Below are 18,806 nucleotides of genomic sequence, written 5' to 3'. Positions count from 1 at the left end.
TAATAAAATGTATTACAGTATGTTTCCCGATATGGAGTTGTGAAATTATGATAAAGGATATCCAGGAAAAAATTATAAAGCTCAAAAAAGAAAAGAACATCTGCATTCTCGCCCATTGCTACCAGACCCACGACATTCTCGAGGTGGCTGATTTTACGGGAGACTCCTTCGGTCTTGCCCGCAAAGCGGCAGCAACCGACTGCGACGGGGTAATAATGTGCGGCGTGCGCTTTATGGCGGAGACCTGCAAGATACTCTCCCCCGAAAAGCACGTATATCTCCCCCGTTCCGAAGCAGGCTGCCCTATGGCGGAACAGCTTGACGTAGATATGCTCCGTCAGCTTCAGGAAATGTACAAGGGATATAAGACCGTTGCCTACATAAATACCACCGCAGAGCTTAAAACTCTCTGCGACGTCTGCGTTACATCCTCCTCGGCGGTGGATATCATCAGAAAAATGGACGCCGACAAGATACTTTTCATTCCCGACTGCAACTTAGGCGACTATGTTTCAAAGCAGATACCCGAAAAGCAGTTCAAATTCGTAAGCGGCGGCTGTCCCACCCACGCCCGCATCACCGTTAAAGAGGTGCAGAAGGCAAAGGAAGCTCACCCGAACGCCCTTGTGCTTCTCCACCCCGAATGTCAGCCCGCAGTAACCGCAATGGCTGATTACGCAGGCAGCACCACGGGAATTATGGATTTTGCCAAGAACAGCAGCGCAAAGGAATTTATCATCGGCACCGAAAACAGCATAGTACAGCACCTGAGCATCGAATGCCCCGACAAGATGTTCTACGCTCTTTCCAAGGACTGCTTCTGCCATAATATGAAGATAACCTCTATCACCGACGTCCTCCATTGCCTTGAGGGAACAGACGGCGAGGAAATAATCCTCCCCGAGGAAACAAGAGTAAAGGCAAAGGTATGTATTGACGAAATGCTGAGACTGGGACAGGCGTGATATTCAGCCGCCCGAATATTTTCGGGCAGTATCATCTGCATTTTTGAATACGTTTACTTTTACAATATATGGAACTGACCAAACCGATCAGGCAAACTTATGTCACACCGAAAGGACGGAACAAAAATTGAAGATATCAAAAAGAATAGCCTCCGTAATGGCAGCAGCCGTAATGCTAATGTCTCTGTCAGCCTGCGGAAACACATCTCCCGAAAATCCCGACGCCGCTGCGCTGCAGAGTGCTTCTGAAGAAGCGGCTGAAATGAGAGATATCCCCTCCACCGAACTTGTTAAGGAAATGAAAGTGGGCTGGAATTTGGGCAACACCCTTGACTCCATTATCGAAAATCCCAAGGGAACAGAGCTTCCCTCCGACTGGGAGACCGCCTGGGGGCAGCCCGTCACCACCAAGGCAATGATAGACAACGTTGCCGCACAGGGGTTTAATATCCTGAGAGTGCCCGTCACCTGGGAGGGCAAATTCGGTGAAGCTCCCGATTATACTATCGACCCCGACTGGCTTGCAAGGGTAAACGAAATAGTTGACTACGGCATCGACAACGATATGTTCGTTATCCTGAATCTCCACCACGAGGACTGGCATATGCCCACATACGAAAACGAAGCAGCCGCACAGGAAATTCTTGTGGCTCTCTGGACACAAATAGCAGACCACTTCAAGAATTACAATGAAAAGCTTATATTCGAGGGTCTGAACGAACCCCGTCTCAAAGGCGACCCCTCCGAGTGGAACGGCGGAAACGCCGAGGCGAGAGATGTCATCAACCATTGGAACGCCGCTTTTGTTGAAACCGTCAGAAATTCGGGCGGCAACAACAAGCTCCGCCACCTTATGGTGACTCCCTATGCCGCTTCCTCGGGAGACAATGTTCTGAACGATTTTGTCGTTCCCGACGATGATAAGGTAATAGTTTCCATACACGCATATCTCCCCTTCTCTTTTGCCCTTGCCGACAACGCACAGGCAACCAAGGAATGGAGCGCCGACAAAGCCGCAGATACCCGTGATATAGATGTGCTTATGGCAAATCTCAAGGAGCGCTATCTCGATAACGGCATTGCCGTGATAATCGGCGAAATGGGCACACGAAACAGAATGAACACCGAAGCCCGTGCAGAATGTGCAAGATACTATTCAAACGCCGCATATAACGCAGGCATACCCATCTGCTGGTGGGACAACAACGCCTTTGTTGGCAGCGGAGAAAACTTCGGCATATTTGACAGAAGGACATTTGAATGGAGATACCCCGACATCAACGCCGCTCTTATGGAGCCTTTCACCGAGGAATGATATGCCCGATAAAATAAAGTTTGACGAAGCCTGCCGCACCGTTTATTCGGGCGGCAGACTTATTAAGGGAATAGGCACAAAGGGCGAAAAGAGTGTCCACGCAGTTCTGAAAAATTACTATGAACCTTTCCACGACTCACAGGAGCAGAAAATAGGCGGCTACATTGCGGATATCGTGGGCGAAAACGGCATAATCGAGATACAGACGGGGCATTTTTCCTCTCTCAAGGAAAAGCTGAAAGCCTTTCTCCCCGTTTCAAGGGTAACGGTGGTCTATCCCGTTTTCACCAAGAAGCGGATAATCACCCTTGACGGCGAAACAGGCGAGGTAAAAAGCCGCCGGACCTCTCCCCTGAAAGAAACGGCTTATGAAATATTCCCGAACCTTTTCCCCATCGCCGAATATCTTACTTATGAAAATCTCAGCTTCATAATAACCCTTCTCGAAGCGGACGAGCTGCGTACTCCGCCCGAAAGCGTGGGACGAAAAAAGCGGCGGCGTGGCAGACTTTCGGTCATAGACAGAGTTCCCACCGCCCTCACAGATGAAATATACATAAACTCCCCCCGTGACTGGGAACAGCTTATCCCCTGCCTTTTTGAGGAAGATTACACCACCGAGGATCTGGCACATTCGGCAAACATTTCCCGTGAGACCGCCGGGCTTGCCCTCTCAGCCCTTTTCCGTGGCGGAGTCGTAACGAGAACGGGCAAAAAAGGCAATGCCTACACCTACAGATTTCATAACTGATAAAAGGACGGTTTTGATATGAAAATAAAATACACAGCGGCGCTCCTTGCCCTGCTTCTGATGTGCGGCTGCTCCAAAAATGAAGGCGGTGACGAAACTGAGACCGAAGCACAGCTTTCCCCCGATACCTCTGCTTCTTCGGTGACCACCGTTCCCGAGGAGGAACCCGAGATAAAATATTCAGCAAAATCCACTTATTACATTGAGCATAATGAGCCGCAGAATAACTCTGAGGGCGGAACTGCCAATAAGGTGCTGCCCCTTAAAGACGGCGAGGAGCTTACCTTCCGTGCAGCAGACGGCAGCGGAGAAGCGGTGAGCCTTGAAGTGGGAAACGAATTTCTGGGCTGGACAATGGACAGCTTTCTTATGTTCTCAAATGACAGCGGCTCCTTTCAGTCCCGTTTTTCCTCGGAACCAAGGGAATTTGAGGGCACCCTCACCATTCACATAAGCGAGCTGACCGATGAGCTTGAAGCCGCATTCGTCCCCGATGACGCCGCATCATTCCCCAAAGCCTCCACCGATGGACGCACCCTCTGGTTTGCAGCCGATAATCTTGAGGAAACCCTCGGAATGCTTGGCTATCCCCCCGAAGAGACCTTTGAAAAAGAAGCAGTAATGCGTGTAAAGCTAAAAACTGACCGTATCTACATCAACAACCTCCCCCTTGACGATGTAAACAATCTGATACGTGTTCTTGAGATAGAGAAGTTATGATAACTAAGGCTGCCGAAAGCACTTTCCGGCAGCCTTAATTATTTCTTATATTATAGCACATCCGTTCCTGAATGTCAATGGATAAATTGTAAATTATTTACCCAGCTTTAACTTCCTCACTAATATTAAGGGACTCGTTGTAATAGCTCTCCAGCATAGGACGGCATTTCAGGAACTCTTTTCCGAGAACAGGGTCGAAATGCTCCCCAAGGGACTCCTCGATTATCCCGAAAGCCCTGCTGTAGCTCATAGCGTCCTTGTAGCACCGCTTGCTCACAAGAGCGTCAAAAACGTCTGCCAGCGCCATAATTCTCGCTTCCACAGGGATATCCTCACCCGAAAGATGGTCGGGATAGCCCTGACCATTCCATTTTTCGTGGTGGTAATGAGCGATATTAACCGCAATGTCGGCAAACTACTCCGACTCTGCACCGTCGAGTATCTTTCTGATGATCTCTGCGCCCTTTGCGGAATGAGTTTTCATTATCTCAAATTCCTCCGGAGTAAATTTGCCGGGTTTTCTGAGAATATCATCATCAATGGCAATTTTACCCAGATCGTGCATAGGTGCCGCTTTTACAACGTTGTCAAGGAACTCGTCTGAAAGCTCCATTCCGCTCTCTCCCCTGCGCAGCTCCTCGGTAAAAATGCCTATGACCTCGCTTGTACGCTTGATATGACCGCCTGTGCTGCTGTCTCTGCCTTCGACCATATCCGCCATTCCGAGAATAAGCTTGTCCTGCATCTTGCGGATATGAGCAGTCTGCTCCTTAACTGACTTAGAAAGCTCGTCGTTATAATTATTAAGCAGATGGATATAATCCCTCTGACCCGTATCATCGGTGATCTCCACAACATAGCCTGTCCATTCGGTTTTGTTGTCACGGTAAGCAGGGCTGATCTGTATCTTGAATTCTCTGTCCCCACGCTTCAGATAATAAACATATCTGCTCTCGTCTTTGAGATTTGAGCCGATATTTTCATAAAGATAAGCATTCTCCTCGGGAATGGTGTGGTCAATGAGCAGGCTTCTCAGCTCGGGAAGGAACCGCTTTGCAGCATTGTTGCAGCCCATAAACTGCTTTTTCCTGTTGAAGATGATATAACCGCTGTTTTCCGACTGCTCCAGATTATCCGACACAACCTTTGAAACATCGTACATAACCATACGCCTGAAGATCAGCAGAATGACCACTTCCTCAATGAGGTAAACATACGCAGTAGCCTCCACTTTTATACCTATACGCCTCTGACCAAAATATGAAGCAAAGGTGATAAGCACCGAAACCAACAGCACAGAAGCATACTTATAGGAACATCTCTGCTGTCTGAACAATGCGACTATCATAATTGCCATCATTGCCAGAACATATCCTGCCAGCATAATGATAAAAACACTGTGCAGCGGACCGTATTCCTTAACAAGTACAGTATATCCTCCCGACCTGTCTATAGAAACGCTTTTATAATACCAGTCGTTATAGCCTGCTGTAAACGTTAAGCACAGTACCACAAAATTTATCAGAGCCATTATCAGCATCGTTCGTCCGCCTATATGGGCCCTCAGAAGATGACAGATATTCAGCAGCAGAAAAAAGGGAAGAAAGGTGGCGGCAAGATAAATTATCCTGTTTGCAAGCATTGCCTCCTCAACATTTTGGGAGAATGACAGCGCAAGACAGCCGCCGTTATGCAGGATAACGCAGACAAAGGACATAAGCAGAGACGAGATGTTCTGATTATGCCCGATAGACCAAAGTATCATAAAGAAGATCACCGACAGCGCAAGAGCTGCGGAATAATATATGGTCACCATAATTGGCAAATCTCCATATGGTAATTTATTGTCACTTCAGCTAAATAAATTATATCATAAACCGTCAAAAAAGTCAACATAATTTTAAAACTTAAGTTTCCCCAAAATTCAGTCTTGACACCTCATAACTGGAAAATAATGATAATTGTCCGCTGCTTTCCGGCAAGGAAAAGAACCTATGAATACCCGATTTAACAGTCTTTAAAATCTCAAAGATGCCGTCTGCAACGGCGTAATATAAAAAATTGGGCACACCAAATAAGCGCTTGGAAACCTCAATAATTTCCGCACGCAGTTTGATGTTTTCAGGCTTTCCCGATATTTCTGCGATATATCCGATAGCGATCGTAAGCAGTAGATCAAGATTTCTGATTGATTTCAAGGATTGAACCCTGATATTTTCAAAATCAAAGTTCTGCTTCTTGAATTTGAAATATTCTTCTATCCTCCATCTCATCAGATATACCTTGCAGATCGTTGTACAGATACGCTTGTCATCGCTTTTCAGATTTGTAATCAGCATCATCGGTATTTTATCGAAACCATAAACCATTACAAGATTAAGCTCGGTATTTCTAAACTCGCACAGTCTTATGGGAATAATGCTGACCTTTACACTGCTTTTCCTTCCGCTTTTATCTTTTTATTCAAGCTTGTATTTGCCCTTAAACCGATTTGTGAGTTCAAGAATATTTACTGTTTTACCCTTGTAGATAACATTGCGGTTTTTCTTTGCTCTGATGATAAACTTTTCATTATGATTTATGAAATATTCGTAATACCTGTTGCAGTCATATCCTCTGTCCATAGTGCGGATATTGGATTTGGAAAAATGATTGCTAAGATATTCAAAGCACTTTAAAACCTCATTATCCTCGCTGACAAAACCTTTTTCTGTTGATGAATATATTCTGCTGTATACTCCGTAAGGCAGCTTCCTGTCCGATAATACTGCTGCTCCTAATGTGTGATATCCAATGCCTATCTCGCCTGTGCTGCCGTCCCTTATCTCGCATAAGCCTTCAAGCTCTTTGCTGGCGGGCTTGGTAATATCAGAGCCGTCAATTATCAGCACACTTTTTTCATCGAAACAATTTTTTATTGATTTCAGATATGCTTGAAATAGTTCTTCACCGCCGTCAAATTCATTCAGATTTCTTGACAGACGAGTAACTGTTTTTTGGAGAGGAATTTTCTCGTTGAGATTTCTGCCTATTTTCGATAACAGACAGCTTTTTGAAGCAAGTATACCGAAAATCATATTACAGATAAATTTCATAACAGGACGGCTGAACTTTTTTGAAATTTTTTCTGAAAAATTCAAAATCCCCCTTTTCAAATTGCTGTTAAGTGTGGTATAATTAATCATAGTGCAATACACTCCTTTTGCTGATGTTTTTGTGGTTATTAACATTATAACATATCGGAGATGATATTGCACTATTTTTTTGACCTTTTTTCAAAATATTTAAGCCTGTTTTTCCCTTGCCTGCGTGGTTTTTTCAACATTGGGCGGTTGATTTTGGGGAAAGTTAAGAATTTTAAAAGCAAAAACCGCTTTTGAATACTTCAAAAGCGGTTTGATAACACATAAATATCTCAGCCTGTCATATGAGCCGGGCTTTGAAAAACGTTTCTGATCAGTCGGAAACGTAAGGAAGAAGAGCGATATGTCTTGCTCTCTTGATAGCTACAGTAAGCTCTCTCTGGTGGTAAGCACAAGTGCCTGTAACTCTTCTGGGAAGAATCTTGGAACGCTCGGTCATACATTTCTTGAGCTTTGCGGTATCCTTGTAATCTATCTTCTCCACTCTGTCAGCGCAGAACATACAAACCTTCTTACGGGTTCTCTTTGCGCCGCGGGGAGCTCTTTCTCTATCCTTTTCCATAATGAAACCTCCTTATTATAGAATAATGGTAATCTGTCAGGGTTATCAGAACGGCAGATCGCTGTCGCTGATTACCTCCTCAAAATCGCTCAGATCTCCAACAGAGACCGAAGGAGCGGGAGCAGACTGCTGATATGCGGGCTGTCCCTGAGCAGGCTGTGAATAGCCTCCCTGACTGCCGTAGTTGTTCTGCTGATAATTATTGTTATAGCCGCCCTGCTGATATCCGCCGCCCTGTCCGCCGGCTGATGCTTTTGTTTCACCGAAGGAAACATTATCCGCATAAACCTCGGTAACATAGTGACGCACCTCAGGATAACGCTTGTCGTCGTAGGTTCTGGTCCTTAACTCGCCCTCAACGAGGATAAGCCTGCCCTTGGTAAAATAGCGGCAGACAAATTCAGCCGTCTGTCGCCAAGCGACAACGGTAATAAAATCAGACTGACGTTCGCCGTTCTGACCCTGATAATTTCTTGTGATCGCCACAGTAAACTGACAGGTAGAAACGCCGTTCGGGGTCTGACGGAGTTCGGGGTCTGACGTAAGTCTGCCCATAAGGATTACTTTATTGATTGAACAAGCGCCTAACATAACAAATCAGCCTCCTTAGTTGGATCACTTAACAGTGATCAGTGAACGCATAACGCCCTCTGTGATCTTGAGCACACGGTCAAGCTCAGCGGGGAAATCAGGAGCAGATGTGAAGGAATAGAGAACATAGTAGCCCTCTGTCTGGTCGTCGATCTCGTAAGCAAGCTTCTTCTTGCCCCACTCGTCAACGGACTCAACAGTACCTGCCTCTGCCATCATACCCTTGAACTTCTCTGTGAGAGCCTTGATGCCGTCCTCACCCTGTTTCAGGCTGAAAACTACCATTGCTTCATAGGTTTCGTTTACTTTTGCCATTTATAAGCACCTCCTCTTGGATTACGCCCGCACTTTCATTGTGTGGACGAGGATAACGTATAATATTATACCACCCGTCAAGCCTTTTGTCAAGGCTAATTTAAAGGTGTATGCAAATCTAAATGTAAATTTTTTGTAAACCAATATCGACATAAATTACTCATTTACATTATTTTCCGATCCGTAATACCATTGACAAGAATATGGAAAATGAGTTATAATTTATACAGATCTAATGGCAATTCCCGAAAGGACTCTTGTGTTATGAAAAAAATTCTGAGACCAATATCAATAGTAATGATAACTGCCGCTCTGATATGCGGCTGTTCGCAGGTAACGGACGAGCTGCCCGACAGCTACTATGAAACGGACGTTATTGCCGAAACGGAAAGCTTACCCATAACTGCTTTTACGGAGCAAAGCATTACCACAGCTTCGGAGACCCCATCTGTTATCACCTCCGAAACAGTCATATCCAAGGCTGAGACCTCAGATCTTTCCGTAACATCAGCCGAAAGCGAGACAGCCGCTCCCGTTTCCGAAGCAGTCACAGCAATACCCACCGAGACCGAAACGGAAACCAAAAAATCTTCCGAAACGGTTTCGGAAACGGTGTTTATTCCCGGCACGCTCCCCCCCGAGACCACATCGGCAGCACCCGCCGCCACCGCTCCCTCAATTACAGTAGTTACCATACCCCCCCTCCCCGAAAGCACGGAAAGCACATCGGCAGAAAGCGTTTCGCCCGTAACAGAAAGCTACTATCCTCAAAGCGGATATTACCCTCTGAACTTTGACCGTCAGAAGGCTGTGTGGGTGTCCTACCTCGAATACGACCGCATTATGCGTGGGGCAGACGAGGCTGAGTTTACAAAGGCTCTTAACGCCTGCTTTGACAACATTGCCGCTTTAGGCTGCAACACCGTATATTTTCAGGTCCGTGTCTATGGAGACGCATATTATAACTCCTCCCTTTTCCCAAAAGGAGACAGGCTCACGGGAGATTATGACCCACTTGAGATAGCTGTAAAATCCGCCCACGACAGAGGACTTTCCATTCACGCCTGGATAAATCCAATGCGCCTTATGACCGATACTCAGATGAAAAGCTATCCCGAAAGCTATAAGATCGGTGAGTGGTACAACGACCCCTCAAAGAACGGCAAATACATCGTCAACTCCTCGGGAAGATGGTACTTGAACCCTGCATATGCCGAAACCGTTTCCCTTATCTGCGACGGCATAAGCGAGATAGTCACCGCCTACAACGTGGACGGAATACAGATAGACGATTATTTCTACCCCACCACCGACGCTTCATTTGACAGCGCCGCCTATGCAGCCAGCGGCAACTCTCTGAGCCTTGCGGACTGGCGCAGGGACAACGTTACCAAAATGGTCAGAAAGATGTACGAGGCAGTTCATTCAGCAAATCCCAAGGCTCTTTTCGGCATATCCCCCCAGGGCAATACGGACAACAATTACAATGAGCTTTATGCGGACATTTACACCTGGGGCAGCACCTCGGGCTGCTGCGACTACATCTGTCCTCAGATATATTTCGGCTTTGACAACTCTGCCCTGCCCTATGCGGAAACGGTGGACAAATGGGACAAGCTGGTCACAAGCCCCGATGTAAAGCTTGTTATCGGCCTCGCCGCATACAAATCGGGCACCGAGGACAAATATGCGGGCTCAGGCAGCTCGGAATGGATAAATTCGACCGATATCCTTGCAAGACAGCGTGATCTGACGGACATCTACAATGCAGGCTATGCCTTTTTCAGATATGATTCCCTGTTCCTCCCCGACCCTGCGGTTGCGGCAAGCGTGAATGCAGAGCTTGACAATCTCAGAAAATAACTTTATCCGCCACAAATATTTTCCGCCGATATTGACAAAATCCGCAAATCGTGATACAATAATAAATGGTCTGGTATTGTTTAATATACTAATATAAAATATAAGGAGTTAATCACTATGAACAAGAATCTCAGAAAAGCTATCATCGCAGGAAACTGGAAGATGAACAAGACCCGCCCCGAGGCTAAGGAGCTTCTCGAAGCAATCAAGCCCCTCGTTGCAAATGCTGAGGGCAAGGTCGAGGTCATTGCCTGCGTTCCTTTCACAAACCTTGAGACTGCCGTAAACACCACCGCAGGCTCCAATGTAAAGGTTGGCGCAGAGAACGTTCACTTTGAAAAGAGCGGCGCATTCACAGGAGAGATCTCCGCTGATATGCTCACAGAGCTTGGCGTTGAGTACGTTGTTATCGGTCACTCCGAGAGACGTCAGTACTTCGGCGAGACAGACGAGACCGTTAACAAGAGAACAAAGGCTGCTCTTGCTGCAGGTCTTAAGCCTATCGTATGCGTAGGCGAGCTTCTCTGGGAGAGAGAGTGCGGCATTACAGAGGAAGTTATCGCACGTCAGATCAAGCTTGATCTTTACGATGTTTCCGCAGAGGACGTTAAGAAGACCGTTATCGCTTACGAGCCTGTATGGGCTATCGGCACAGGCAAGACCGCTACAGCAGATCAGGCTGAGGAAGTTTGCGGCTTCATCAGAGGCGTTCTTGCAAAGCTTTATGACGCTGCTACCGCTGACGCTGTTACAATTCAGTACGGCGGCTCTATGAACGCTAAGAACTGCGCTGAGCTTCTTGCAAAGCCCAACGTTGACGGCGGACTTATCGGCGGCGCTTCCCTCAAGGCTGAGGACTTCAACACCATCGTTCAGGCTGCTGTAAACGGCTGATAAAGCTTATCTGCTGCGACAGGATGTGAGTTCTGCCGCAGCTTTTCGTGATACCCCGAAAGGATATAGAAAGGATAGTTAAAAATTATGAGCAGAAAACCTGTTGTTTTAATGGTACTCGACGGCTACGGTCTTAACGAAAGGACCGACGGCAATGCCATTGCAATGGCAAACACCCCCGTTATGGACAGGCTGATGAAGGAATGCCCCTTTGTTAAGGGCAACGCTTCGGGTCTTGCTGTAGGTCTTCCCGACGGTCAGATGGGCAACTCCGAGGTCGGTCATATGAACATCGGCGCAGGCAGAATTATTTATCAGGATCTTACAAGAATTACAAAGGACATTGAGGACGGCACATTCTTTAAGAATGAGGTTCTTCTTGAGGCAATGGCTAACTGCAAGAAGAATAATTCCGATCTCCACCTCTGGGGACTTCTCTCCGACGGCGGTGTTCACAGTCACAACACTCACCTTTACGGTCTCCTTGAAATGGCAAAGCGTGAGGGCGTTTCCAATGTTTATGTTCACGCATTCCTTGACGGCAGAGACACTCCCCCCGCTTCGGGCAAGGATTACGTTGCCGCTCTCGAGGAGAAAATGGCTGAGATCGGCGTAGGAAAGATCGCATCTCTCAGCGGACGCTACTACGCAATGGACCGTGACAACAACTGGGACAGAGTTCAGAAAGCATATGATTCTCTCGTTACAGGCGAGGGCGTTACAGCCGAAAGCGCTGTCAAGGCAATGGAGGATTCCTATGCAAACGGCGTTACGGACGAGTTCGTTCTTCCCACCGTTATCACCGAAAACGGCAAGCCCCTTTCCCTTGTAAAGCCCGGCGACTCCGTTATCTTCTTCAACTTCCGTCCCGACAGAGCAAGAGAGATCACCCGTGCATTCTGCGACGACAAGTTCACAGGCTTTGAAAGAAAGGGCGGCTTCCTCCCTCTCACATATGTATGCTTCAAGGATTATGACGAGTCTATCCCCAACAAGCTTGTTGCCTTCAAGAAAGAGGAGATCACCAACACCTTCGGCGAGTATCTTGCAAAGAACGGCAAGAAGCAGCTCCGTCTTGCCGAGACAGAGAAGTATGCTCACGTAACCTTCTTCTTCAACGGCGGTATTGAAACTCCCAACGTTGACGAGGCACGTATCCTTGTAAATTCCCCCAAGGTCGCAACCTACGATCTCCAGCCCGAAATGAGCGCTCCCGAGGTAGGAATGGATCTTGTTGAGGCTATCAAGTCCGACAAGTACGATGTTATCATCATCAACTTTGCAAACCCCGATATGGTAGGTCACACAGGCGTTATCTCCGCCGCTGTTGCCGCTGTTGAGAGGATAGACGAGCTTGTTGGCAAGGCTGTTGACGCTGTTAAGGAAACAGGCGGCGTAATGTTTATATGTGCCGACCACGGCAATGCCGAGAAGATGATAGACTACGAGACAGGCAATCCCCACACCGCTCACACCACAAATCCCGTTCCCTTTATTCTCGTTAACTATGAGGACGGCGTAAAGCTCAGAGAGGGCGGCTGCCTTGCAGATATCGCTCCTACCCTTCTTGAGATAATGGGTCTCCCCCAGCCTGCCGAGATGACGGGCAAATCTCTTATTGTTAAGTAATTTTGGATGATAAATTTTCCGCCGTACAGATCATTTTGGTCTGTACGGCGGCTCTTTGATATGCTACAATAATAATGACGCTATATCTGAAACGAAAGGAATGTCATAAAAATGAAAAAATGGTTTGACGAGGAATACGAATTTGAGATAGAAGTCACGGGATATCTGAGAGGAGACAAGCCCGAGCATTACTGCCGCAACGGCGAGGAGATAGGGGACAAATACACCTGCACCTACGGCTGTCCCGTAAATGCACAGGGGCAGGGCATATGCTCAAAAACAATGATGATGCTTTACCCCATAATGGAAGCGGTAAGAAGCGGGGGAGACCTGGAAAACATCGGTGGCAGTTCTTCCGACTGCAAGGATATCGTATGTCCCGACGGCTGTGTGATGTTCAGGCTAAAGGCAAAAAAGCTTGGAAATGAAAATTTCTTCAAGGGAAAGTTTTACGAATAATATTTTAAGGCTCTGCCGCTTGTTTTGGCAGAGCCTTTTACATTTAATTTCCCTTTATCTTGTCCAGAGTGTTCTTCTCAAGCCTTGAGACCTGCGCCTGCGAAATGCCTATCTCACGTGCTACTTCCATTTGTGTGTGTCCTCTGAGAAAGCGCAGATAAAGTATCTTTTTCTCACGCTCGTTAAGAGAAACAAGTGCTTCTCTGAATGAAAGCTCGTCGATCCAGCCGTCCGAGTCGTTTCCGTCACCTATCTGGTCAAGGACATAAAGTGTGTCCCCTGCGTCGGAATAAACAGGCTCGTAAAGAGATACGGGGTCGGAAATGCTCTCGAGTGCCGTTACCACATCAGCTTTGGGAACGCCCAGTTCCTTGGCTATCTCGGTTATATCCGGTTCTCGGCATAGCCTTGCGGTAAGCTCCTCCTTTGCCTGCATCGCCCGATATGCAAGGTCACGCAGGCTTCGTGATATGCGTATGGGAGTGTTGTCACGGAGGTAACGCTTTAGCTCACCGGATATCATTGGAATGACATACAGCGGTTGAAAAAATTAAAATGCGTACTTAATGGATATCTTTGTGTCGGTAATTTCTATCCTTTCAATACAAATTCCGATAGCCTTCCGTTTGTCCTTTATGCTCATACTGTTCCAGCTGTCCTCAATGGTGGCAATGGTTTTGTTTTTCTCGTTGAGGTCATTGACCACAGCGCTCAGCTTCTTTTCATTTTCTATCTGTCGGGATATCTCGGCAAGCTCGTTTTTGTTCTCGTTTATTGTATCAAGCAGGATATCGTCCCCGCCTGCGGCATAGAGATTATATAACCGCTTTATTCGTCCCGATACCACATCGTATTTCTGTTTCAGGGTCTGCAAAGCCGAAGCCTTGACACCTAGCGACCTATCAATGCGCTTGTTCTGCCTTGTGTAGTTGAAAAGGTCCTTTATCACTGCATCTTCCACATCGCAGGCGTCAAGCTTTAAGTTATCACAGTCGGGGTCGACCACAAATTCGGGACGGCTGTGCTGCTGTGAACAGCAGTAAATTTTCAGCCCGTTTTTTCCCCACTTCTGATATCTCATTCTTGCACCGCATTTTCCGCAGTAGACAAAACCTGTCAGCAGATACGATGATGTGACCATACCCTTTGTGGAACGTTTTCGGCGTTCTTCCCGGACCGCATTCCACGTCTGCTCGTCAATGATTGGCTGGTGGAGTCCGTCGATAATTTCGCCGTTGAAGTTTATTTTTCCAAGATATGTCACTCGGTCGAGGATATTAGTTATATGCCTGTCACCCGCAACGTCAAACATTTTGGCAAGCTGAGTTGTGGAATAACCTTGGAGATACAGGTCAAATATCTGCCTTACGTCCTCGGCGTGTTCATTGGGAACGAGAATGTCCTTGTTTGCGTCATAATCATAACCAAAAGGAACTCTGCCGCCGCCCATCCAGCAGCCTGATCTCACTCTTTCGTGCATTCCCATTCGGGTACGCTCCCTTATATTCTCACGCTCAAGCTGTGCAAAAACAGAAAGTATTCCGATCATAGCCTTGCCGTAAGGAGTGGTAGTGTCAAAATTCTCATTCAGACTGATAAAGCTGCAGTCATTAGGATTGAACACCTCTTCCAGCAGTAAAATCGTGTCCTTCTGAGAACGGGAAAGTCTGTCAAGCTTATATACGATCACCGCTCCCACCTTGCCGTCCTTTATCTCGGCTATCATACGCTTTATTTCGGGACGGTCAATATTGCTTCCCGACCAGCCGCCGTCTATGTAAAATTCATAGTCGGTGACGTCATTTAATGCACAGTACTGCTCCAGCTTCAGCTTCTGGGCATCTACCGAATATCCTTCCTCATACTGGGCATCGGTGGATACTCGGATATATAACGCTGCTTTTCTTCCTTTTAATGATTTGAGTAAAGTATTTTCCATTTATCCCGCCTCCACTATAATAATATAGAGATAACCGTGAAGGCTATCTCTATTATAATCTTTTTTGCTTATTATTTCAAGATATAATTTGTACCAATACTATGTGGGAACATCATTGGTGTGGTAATTTTTTTGTTGACTAAAAAATATGTAAATGTTTCAGAGATAACAAAAGGATATCTCTGAAATTTTTAATAGCGCAATGTTTAATAATAAGCTTTGAACTGATATTATGCGGAAATATCGCTGCTCTTTTCTGCATTGCTCGCAGCATTCAGCTTGTGATAGACCTCAGAGAGCAGCTCAACCAGCTCGGGAATAACAGGCTGATAGGTTTCATCTATCTCCTTACCCATGCCGTTGAATCTTTTTACGATGGTAAGTGTCATTTTATCACGCCTCCTGATTTTAGTTTAGACTGTATTTTGTTTTGATATTCAGATGATCGCTTCTCCTTTCTTAGTTTTTTCACAAAATTGATTTCCCGAGTTTTGCTCAGGATTTTTAATAAAAGTACTTTTAATTTCTTGTGTGACGTAATGATACCAAATAATTTTTCCGTTACCAAATAAAAACGCCCTTTTTCTGTAAACTTAATTTAAATAAATGTACTTTATTTTATGAACTCAACCAAATAGCTTATTTCTCTGATTATGCTATTGAGAAAAAATTTTTAAAACCACATTTTGAAATTTTATAAAAATGCGCATAATGATTAACAAACTGTTAACAATAACCATAAAATCGCTTGACGCAGTAACTAATTGTTTCTCAAAATGCGCATTCTTTCGGGGTGAATTTTTATGACTTAGCTATCGTTCAAAACATCAGAAAATGACATAAAAAATGATGTATGTTAGCGATTTTTCAAATTTCGCTATCATACATCATTTAAAAGAGAATGTTTTTCTCATAATTTAAAATGTGCATACTGATTAACAAAGTGTTAACAAAAGTTTCAAATTCTTTTTATACCGCAAATAATTGTTTTCTCAAAATGCGCATTCTTTAAGGATCTGTCAGGTTAACTACGCTATATTTCATTGCTTAAAGAAGAACATCTCCGTATGCGAAGCCGATTCAAAAAAAGATGTGCTTTTTTGAAGGGATTTATTTCTTCAAAAAAAGCACATTGAAAAACAGCTGTGAAGCCGCTATAAATCTGAGTTTCAGATATTTATTTGCCGCTTGAGAGTGGTATTTCGTTTGCTAAATATGATATTTTTCTTTCTTTCATAAAAGGATTACTGATATACGGCAGTGTATCAAGCATAAAAAATATAATATACCGGTTGGATCACGGTTGCTGTGTTGATTTTTACACAGATTGTGAGTATAATTGTAATTAAGGGAAAATAAAACAAAAAAGACTAACAGCAGAAATGATCTTTTCCTGTTTTATTGGAGCAGAAAGTCTTTTGATAAGCAGAACAAATTTGAATAGAGGTAAGATCATATGAAGGTCAAATTAAGGGAATCCGCAAGTGCTGATGGATTGTCAAATGGGAAGGAATATGAGGTTCTCCTATTTAAAAATTCTTGGTATAAAATCAAGAATGATGAAAATATAGAAACTATGTTTATGAGTGCAGCATTTGATATTATTTCAGAAGATAGTATTGAAGAAATAAGAACTTGGTTTGATTTCAGAGGAGCAATAGAATACTGTAAAAATAAAAACATATCCACAGAGCAAATGACAGCTGAAGAAGTGGCTATGTTTGAATATAAATTATGTGATAAAGACGGGGGGATTACGAATGAAAATAAAAAATGATGTCTGTTCTATAACAATCTCTGTGGACGAAACATATACTTTCAATTCGGCTGACAAAAAAAATTATGACATTGTATATAACCCCGATAATTATGAAAACGGGGATTATTTTAAAGCACTAAAAATTCATATTGATACATTTGCAAAAGAGCAAACCATACTTTTGATAGGTGATTACTATTATGACGATACGAACAGCGCTATCCTTGAAGGAGATATATTAACCGTGCTTCACAATGAAGATATCACTCAATTAAGGGTAAAAGATGGCTCGATAATACAACGAGTACATATACCTACTTTAGGCACAAACTTTGCAATTTACAAAGTGTCAGCAAAATATGTAATACACGGCGAAATAGACATTATCTGTTTAGATGATAAATTTAATAAATTATGGTCATTCAGCGGAAGAGATATATGGTGTTCCTGCACCGATAAAAACCCATTTGAAATATGCTCAGATCGAATCAAGCTGTACGATTTTTATGATAATTATTATGAACTTGATTTTGAGGGTAATTTATTGATAGAAAAAACTGCAGATCAAATGGAATAAGTTGGTATAATTCTTTCGGGCGCAGTCAATGACCCAACAATATAACATACAAAGTATAGAAGTATTTGAAAGAAATACCGACAGAGATTTATATGTCTTGCTAATCTAAACAAACGCCCAAAAGCCTGCACTCAAAATTCAGGCTTTCATTTTTAAGTACATATATCTGAGAATCTCCGTTCTATCATTTAAAATAATATCTGCAAAACAACAATGTTTTTAAGAAAATGTGTAAATCTCACTCGAAAAATCTTTTTAAAACGTGTAAAATACTATTGATATATATCTTAAAAAGTGGTATAATACTATTTGTAAGGAGTGTGATTATGTGAAGCGTAATGCAATAGAACAGCTTTTAGTCTGGAAAAACAGTGCTGACCGCAAGCCGCTCGTGCTTAAAGGTGCGAGACAGGTAGGGAAAACATGGCTTATGGAGGAATTCGGCAGGCTGTATTATGAGGATACATTTTATTTCAACTTCGATGAAGAAGACGAATTAAAGTCTATCTTTGAAACGAACAAAAATCCTCATCGAATTATTGAGTTGCTGGGACTTATCAAGGGCAAAAAGATTATTCCCGGAAAGCATTTGATCATATTTGATGAAGTGCAGGAATGCTCCGAGGCTCTGAACTCTCTTAAATATTTCTGCGAAAAGGCAAATGAATATCACATAATTTCAGCGGGAAGTCTGCTTGGTACTCTGCTTGCAAAACCTAAATCATACCCTGTGGGCAAAGTAAATCTTCTGAACATTGACCCAATGACTTTTGATGAGTTTCTTGCCGCAACGGACAAGGGACTGTATTCTTACTATAACAGTATTGAGAAAGGACAGCAGATCGAGGAAATTTTTCACCAAAAGCTGCTTGATTCATATAATTTTTATCTGATAATAGGCGGTATGCCTGAATGTGTGCAGTCCTGGATCACACACAAAGACCCTGCCGAGATCTCCCGTATTCAGCAGGAATTGATTGAATTATATGAAAATGACTTCTCCAAGCACAATGGAAAAGTCAACAGCGGACGTATTCTGATGGTTTTCCGCAGCCTTGTGACCCAGCTTGCCAAGGATAATGAAAAATTCGTTTACGGCTGTGTTCGTGAGGGGGCAAGAGCAAGGGAGTTTGAAGAGGCTATTGAGTGGCTGGTATCAGCAGGTATGGTTCTGCGTATATATAATCCTGATTCCGCAAAACTCAAAACGCTGCCGAAAGTCTTAAGAAGGTCTGAATCCAAGCATTGCATCTTCCAAGAGCAAGACGGAGCTTACGAGCGTGAACAGTGAGATGACCGGCAATGAGAATCAAGTTATCAATTA

General features: G+C 44.4%; 19 protein-coding genes and 2 pseudogenes. 11 read left to right on the top strand and 10 right to left on the bottom strand.

Annotated elements, in window-relative coordinates:
* Positions 1 to 47: 47 nt before the first annotated feature.
* The 4 genes from nadA (at position 48) to ACR0QN_RS07415 (ending at position 3,751) form a co-directional block, all read left to right on the top strand.
* Positions 48 to 965 carry a quinolinate synthase NadA gene (gene nadA, locus ACR0QN_RS07430; protein WP_432650567.1) on the top strand — a complete coding sequence of 306 codons (918 nt, stop codon included), beginning with the start codon at positions 48 to 50 and terminating at the stop codon, positions 963 to 965.
* Between the two features lie 127 nt (positions 966 to 1,092).
* Positions 1,093 to 2,280: a glycoside hydrolase family 5 protein gene (locus ACR0QN_RS07425; protein ID WP_432650566.1), complete on the top strand. Its 1,188-nt coding sequence runs from the start codon at positions 1,093 to 1,095 to the stop codon at positions 2,278 to 2,280.
* Position 2,281: 1 nt separating this feature from the next.
* Positions 2,282 to 3,031 carry a hypothetical protein gene (locus tag ACR0QN_RS07420; protein WP_432650565.1) on the top strand — a complete coding sequence of 250 codons (750 nt, stop codon included), beginning with the start codon at positions 2,282 to 2,284 and terminating at the stop codon, positions 3,029 to 3,031.
* An 18-nt stretch (positions 3,032 to 3,049) separates the two neighbouring features.
* Positions 3,050 to 3,751 (top strand): hypothetical protein, encoded by a 702-nt coding sequence (locus ACR0QN_RS07415; protein ID WP_432650564.1) that lies wholly within the window; start codon positions 3,050 to 3,052, stop codon positions 3,749 to 3,751.
* A 97-nt stretch (positions 3,752 to 3,848) separates the two neighbouring features.
* Here ACR0QN_RS07415 and ACR0QN_RS07410 read toward each other — a convergent pair.
* The 7 genes and pseudogenes from ACR0QN_RS07410 to rpsF all read right to left on the bottom strand — a co-directional run bounded on the left by ACR0QN_RS07410 (position 3,849) and on the right by rpsF (position 8,362).
* Positions 3,849 to 4,463, bottom strand: a pseudogene (locus ACR0QN_RS07410) (HD-GYP domain-containing protein).
* A 555-nt stretch (positions 4,464 to 5,018) separates the two neighbouring features.
* A pseudogene (locus ACR0QN_RS07405) lies at positions 5,019 to 5,567 on the bottom strand (histidine kinase N-terminal 7TM domain-containing protein); the annotation flags it as partial.
* A gap of 91 nt (positions 5,568 to 5,658) precedes the next feature.
* Positions 5,659 to 6,093, bottom strand: a complete 435-nt coding sequence (locus ACR0QN_RS07400; protein ID WP_432650563.1) for a hypothetical protein — start codon at positions 6,091 to 6,093, stop codon at positions 5,659 to 5,661.
* Positions 6,094 to 6,210: 117 nt separating this feature from the next.
* The gene (locus tag ACR0QN_RS07395; RefSeq protein WP_432650562.1) at positions 6,211 to 6,846 is read right to left on the bottom strand and encodes a hypothetical protein; all 636 of its coding nucleotides are present in this window, start codon (positions 6,844 to 6,846) and stop codon (positions 6,211 to 6,213) included.
* A gap of 361 nt (positions 6,847 to 7,207) precedes the next feature.
* The gene (rpsR, locus tag ACR0QN_RS07390) at positions 7,208 to 7,456 is read right to left on the bottom strand and encodes a 30S ribosomal protein S18 (protein WP_432650561.1); all 249 of its coding nucleotides are present in this window, start codon (positions 7,454 to 7,456) and stop codon (positions 7,208 to 7,210) included.
* Between the two features lie 45 nt (positions 7,457 to 7,501).
* The gene (locus tag ACR0QN_RS07385; protein ID WP_432650560.1) at positions 7,502 to 8,047 is read right to left on the bottom strand and encodes a single-stranded DNA-binding protein; all 546 of its coding nucleotides are present in this window, start codon (positions 8,045 to 8,047) and stop codon (positions 7,502 to 7,504) included.
* Between the two features lie 24 nt (positions 8,048 to 8,071).
* Positions 8,072 to 8,362, bottom strand: a complete 291-nt coding sequence (gene rpsF / locus ACR0QN_RS07380; protein WP_432650559.1) for a 30S ribosomal protein S6 — start codon at positions 8,360 to 8,362, stop codon at positions 8,072 to 8,074.
* A 264-nt stretch (positions 8,363 to 8,626) separates the two neighbouring features.
* Here rpsF and ACR0QN_RS07375 point away from each other — a divergent pair, with 264 nt between their 5' ends.
* The 4 genes from ACR0QN_RS07375 to ACR0QN_RS07360 all read left to right on the top strand — a co-directional run bounded on the left by ACR0QN_RS07375 (position 8,627) and on the right by ACR0QN_RS07360 (position 13,207).
* Positions 8,627 to 10,225: a glycoside hydrolase family 10 protein gene (locus tag ACR0QN_RS07375; RefSeq protein ID WP_432650558.1), complete on the top strand. Its 1,599-nt coding sequence runs from the start codon at positions 8,627 to 8,629 to the stop codon at positions 10,223 to 10,225.
* Between the two features lie 117 nt (positions 10,226 to 10,342).
* Positions 10,343 to 11,119: a triose-phosphate isomerase gene (gene tpiA / locus ACR0QN_RS07370; protein ID WP_432650557.1), complete on the top strand. Its 777-nt coding sequence runs from the start codon at positions 10,343 to 10,345 to the stop codon at positions 11,117 to 11,119.
* A gap of 87 nt (positions 11,120 to 11,206) precedes the next feature.
* Complete coding sequence (gene gpmI, locus ACR0QN_RS07365) at positions 11,207 to 12,748, top strand: 2,3-bisphosphoglycerate-independent phosphoglycerate mutase (protein WP_432650556.1); 1,542 nt, start codon at positions 11,207 to 11,209, stop codon at positions 12,746 to 12,748.
* Between the two features lie 111 nt (positions 12,749 to 12,859).
* On the top strand, positions 12,860 to 13,207 hold the full coding sequence (locus ACR0QN_RS07360) for a TIGR04076 family protein (protein ID WP_432650555.1): 348 nt from the start codon (positions 12,860 to 12,862) through the stop codon (positions 13,205 to 13,207).
* A gap of 43 nt (positions 13,208 to 13,250) precedes the next feature.
* On the opposite strand, the gene ACR0QN_RS07355 is transcribed toward ACR0QN_RS07360, so the two are convergent.
* From ACR0QN_RS07355 to ACR0QN_RS07345, 3 genes are all read right to left on the bottom strand, one after another.
* Positions 13,251 to 13,730 (bottom strand): sigma-70 family RNA polymerase sigma factor, encoded by a 480-nt coding sequence (locus tag ACR0QN_RS07355; RefSeq protein WP_432650554.1) that lies wholly within the window; start codon positions 13,728 to 13,730, stop codon positions 13,251 to 13,253.
* A 27-nt stretch (positions 13,731 to 13,757) separates the two neighbouring features.
* Positions 13,758 to 15,146, bottom strand: coding sequence for a recombinase family protein (locus ACR0QN_RS07350; RefSeq protein WP_432650553.1), 1,389 nt, complete (start codon positions 15,144 to 15,146; stop codon positions 13,758 to 13,760).
* Between the two features lie 230 nt (positions 15,147 to 15,376).
* Positions 15,377 to 15,535: a hypothetical protein gene (locus ACR0QN_RS07345; RefSeq protein ID WP_432650552.1), complete on the bottom strand. Its 159-nt coding sequence runs from the start codon at positions 15,533 to 15,535 to the stop codon at positions 15,377 to 15,379.
* Positions 15,536 to 16,602: 1,067 nt separating this feature from the next.
* Here ACR0QN_RS07345 and ACR0QN_RS07340 point away from each other — a divergent pair.
* From ACR0QN_RS07340 to ACR0QN_RS07330, 3 genes are all read left to right on the top strand, one after another.
* Positions 16,603 to 16,923 carry a hypothetical protein gene (locus ACR0QN_RS07340; RefSeq protein ID WP_432650551.1) on the top strand — a complete coding sequence of 107 codons (321 nt, stop codon included), beginning with the start codon at positions 16,603 to 16,605 and terminating at the stop codon, positions 16,921 to 16,923.
* Positions 16,907 to 17,482, top strand: a complete 576-nt coding sequence (locus tag ACR0QN_RS07335) for a hypothetical protein (RefSeq protein ID WP_432650550.1) — start codon at positions 16,907 to 16,909, stop codon at positions 17,480 to 17,482. Before ACR0QN_RS07340 ends, ACR0QN_RS07335 begins: the two co-directional genes overlap by 17 nt.
* Before the next feature lie 328 nt (positions 17,483 to 17,810).
* The gene (locus tag ACR0QN_RS07330; protein WP_432650549.1) at positions 17,811 to 18,773 is read left to right on the top strand and encodes an ATP-binding protein; all 963 of its coding nucleotides are present in this window, start codon (positions 17,811 to 17,813) and stop codon (positions 18,771 to 18,773) included.
* The last annotated feature ends 33 nt before the right edge of the window (positions 18,774 to 18,806 follow it).

It is taken from the genome of Huintestinicola sp., from assembly GCF_050874005.1.
GTDB lineage: Bacteria > Bacillota > Clostridia > Oscillospirales > Ruminococcaceae > Huintestinicola.
This window is presented reverse-complemented; position numbering and strand designations above follow the sequence as displayed.

Coding starts and splice junctions, on each gene's coding strand:
- nadA (WP_432650567.1), top strand. CDS start 48: ATGATAAAGGATATCCAGGAAAAAATTATAAAGCTCAAAAAAGAAAAG.
- ACR0QN_RS07420 (WP_432650565.1), top strand. CDS start 2,282: ATGCCCGATAAAATAAAGTTTGACGAAGCCTGCCGCACCGTTTATTCG.
- ACR0QN_RS07415 (WP_432650564.1), top strand. CDS start 3,050: ATGAAAATAAAATACACAGCGGCGCTCCTTGCCCTGCTTCTGATGTGC.
- ACR0QN_RS07400 (WP_432650563.1), bottom strand. CDS start 6,093: ATGATGCTGATTACAAATCTGAAAAGCGATGACAAGCGTATCTGTACA.
- ACR0QN_RS07395 (WP_432650562.1), bottom strand. CDS start 6,846: ATGAAATTTATCTGTAATATGATTTTCGGTATACTTGCTTCAAAAAGC.
- rpsR (WP_432650561.1), bottom strand. CDS start 7,456: ATGGAAAAGGATAGAGAAAGAGCTCCCCGCGGCGCAAAGAGAACCCGT.
- ACR0QN_RS07385 (WP_432650560.1), bottom strand. CDS start 8,047: ATGTTAGGCGCTTGTTCAATCAATAAAGTAATCCTTATGGGCAGACTT.
- rpsF (WP_432650559.1), bottom strand. CDS start 8,362: ATGGCAAAAGTAAACGAAACCTATGAAGCAATGGTAGTTTTCAGCCTG.
- ACR0QN_RS07375 (WP_432650558.1), top strand. CDS start 8,627: ATGAAAAAAATTCTGAGACCAATATCAATAGTAATGATAACTGCCGCT.
- tpiA (WP_432650557.1), top strand. CDS start 10,343: ATGAACAAGAATCTCAGAAAAGCTATCATCGCAGGAAACTGGAAGATG.
- gpmI (WP_432650556.1), top strand. CDS start 11,207: ATGAGCAGAAAACCTGTTGTTTTAATGGTACTCGACGGCTACGGTCTT.
- ACR0QN_RS07360 (WP_432650555.1), top strand. CDS start 12,860: ATGAAAAAATGGTTTGACGAGGAATACGAATTTGAGATAGAAGTCACG.
- ACR0QN_RS07355 (WP_432650554.1), bottom strand. CDS start 13,730: ATGATATCCGGTGAGCTAAAGCGTTACCTCCGTGACAACACTCCCATA.
- ACR0QN_RS07350 (WP_432650553.1), bottom strand. CDS start 15,146: ATGGAAAATACTTTACTCAAATCATTAAAAGGAAGAAAAGCAGCGTTA.
- ACR0QN_RS07345 (WP_432650552.1), bottom strand. CDS start 15,535: ATGACACTTACCATCGTAAAAAGATTCAACGGCATGGGTAAGGAGATA.
- ACR0QN_RS07340 (WP_432650551.1), top strand. CDS start 16,603: ATGAAGGTCAAATTAAGGGAATCCGCAAGTGCTGATGGATTGTCAAAT.
- ACR0QN_RS07335 (WP_432650550.1), top strand. CDS start 16,907: ATGAAAATAAAAAATGATGTCTGTTCTATAACAATCTCTGTGGACGAA.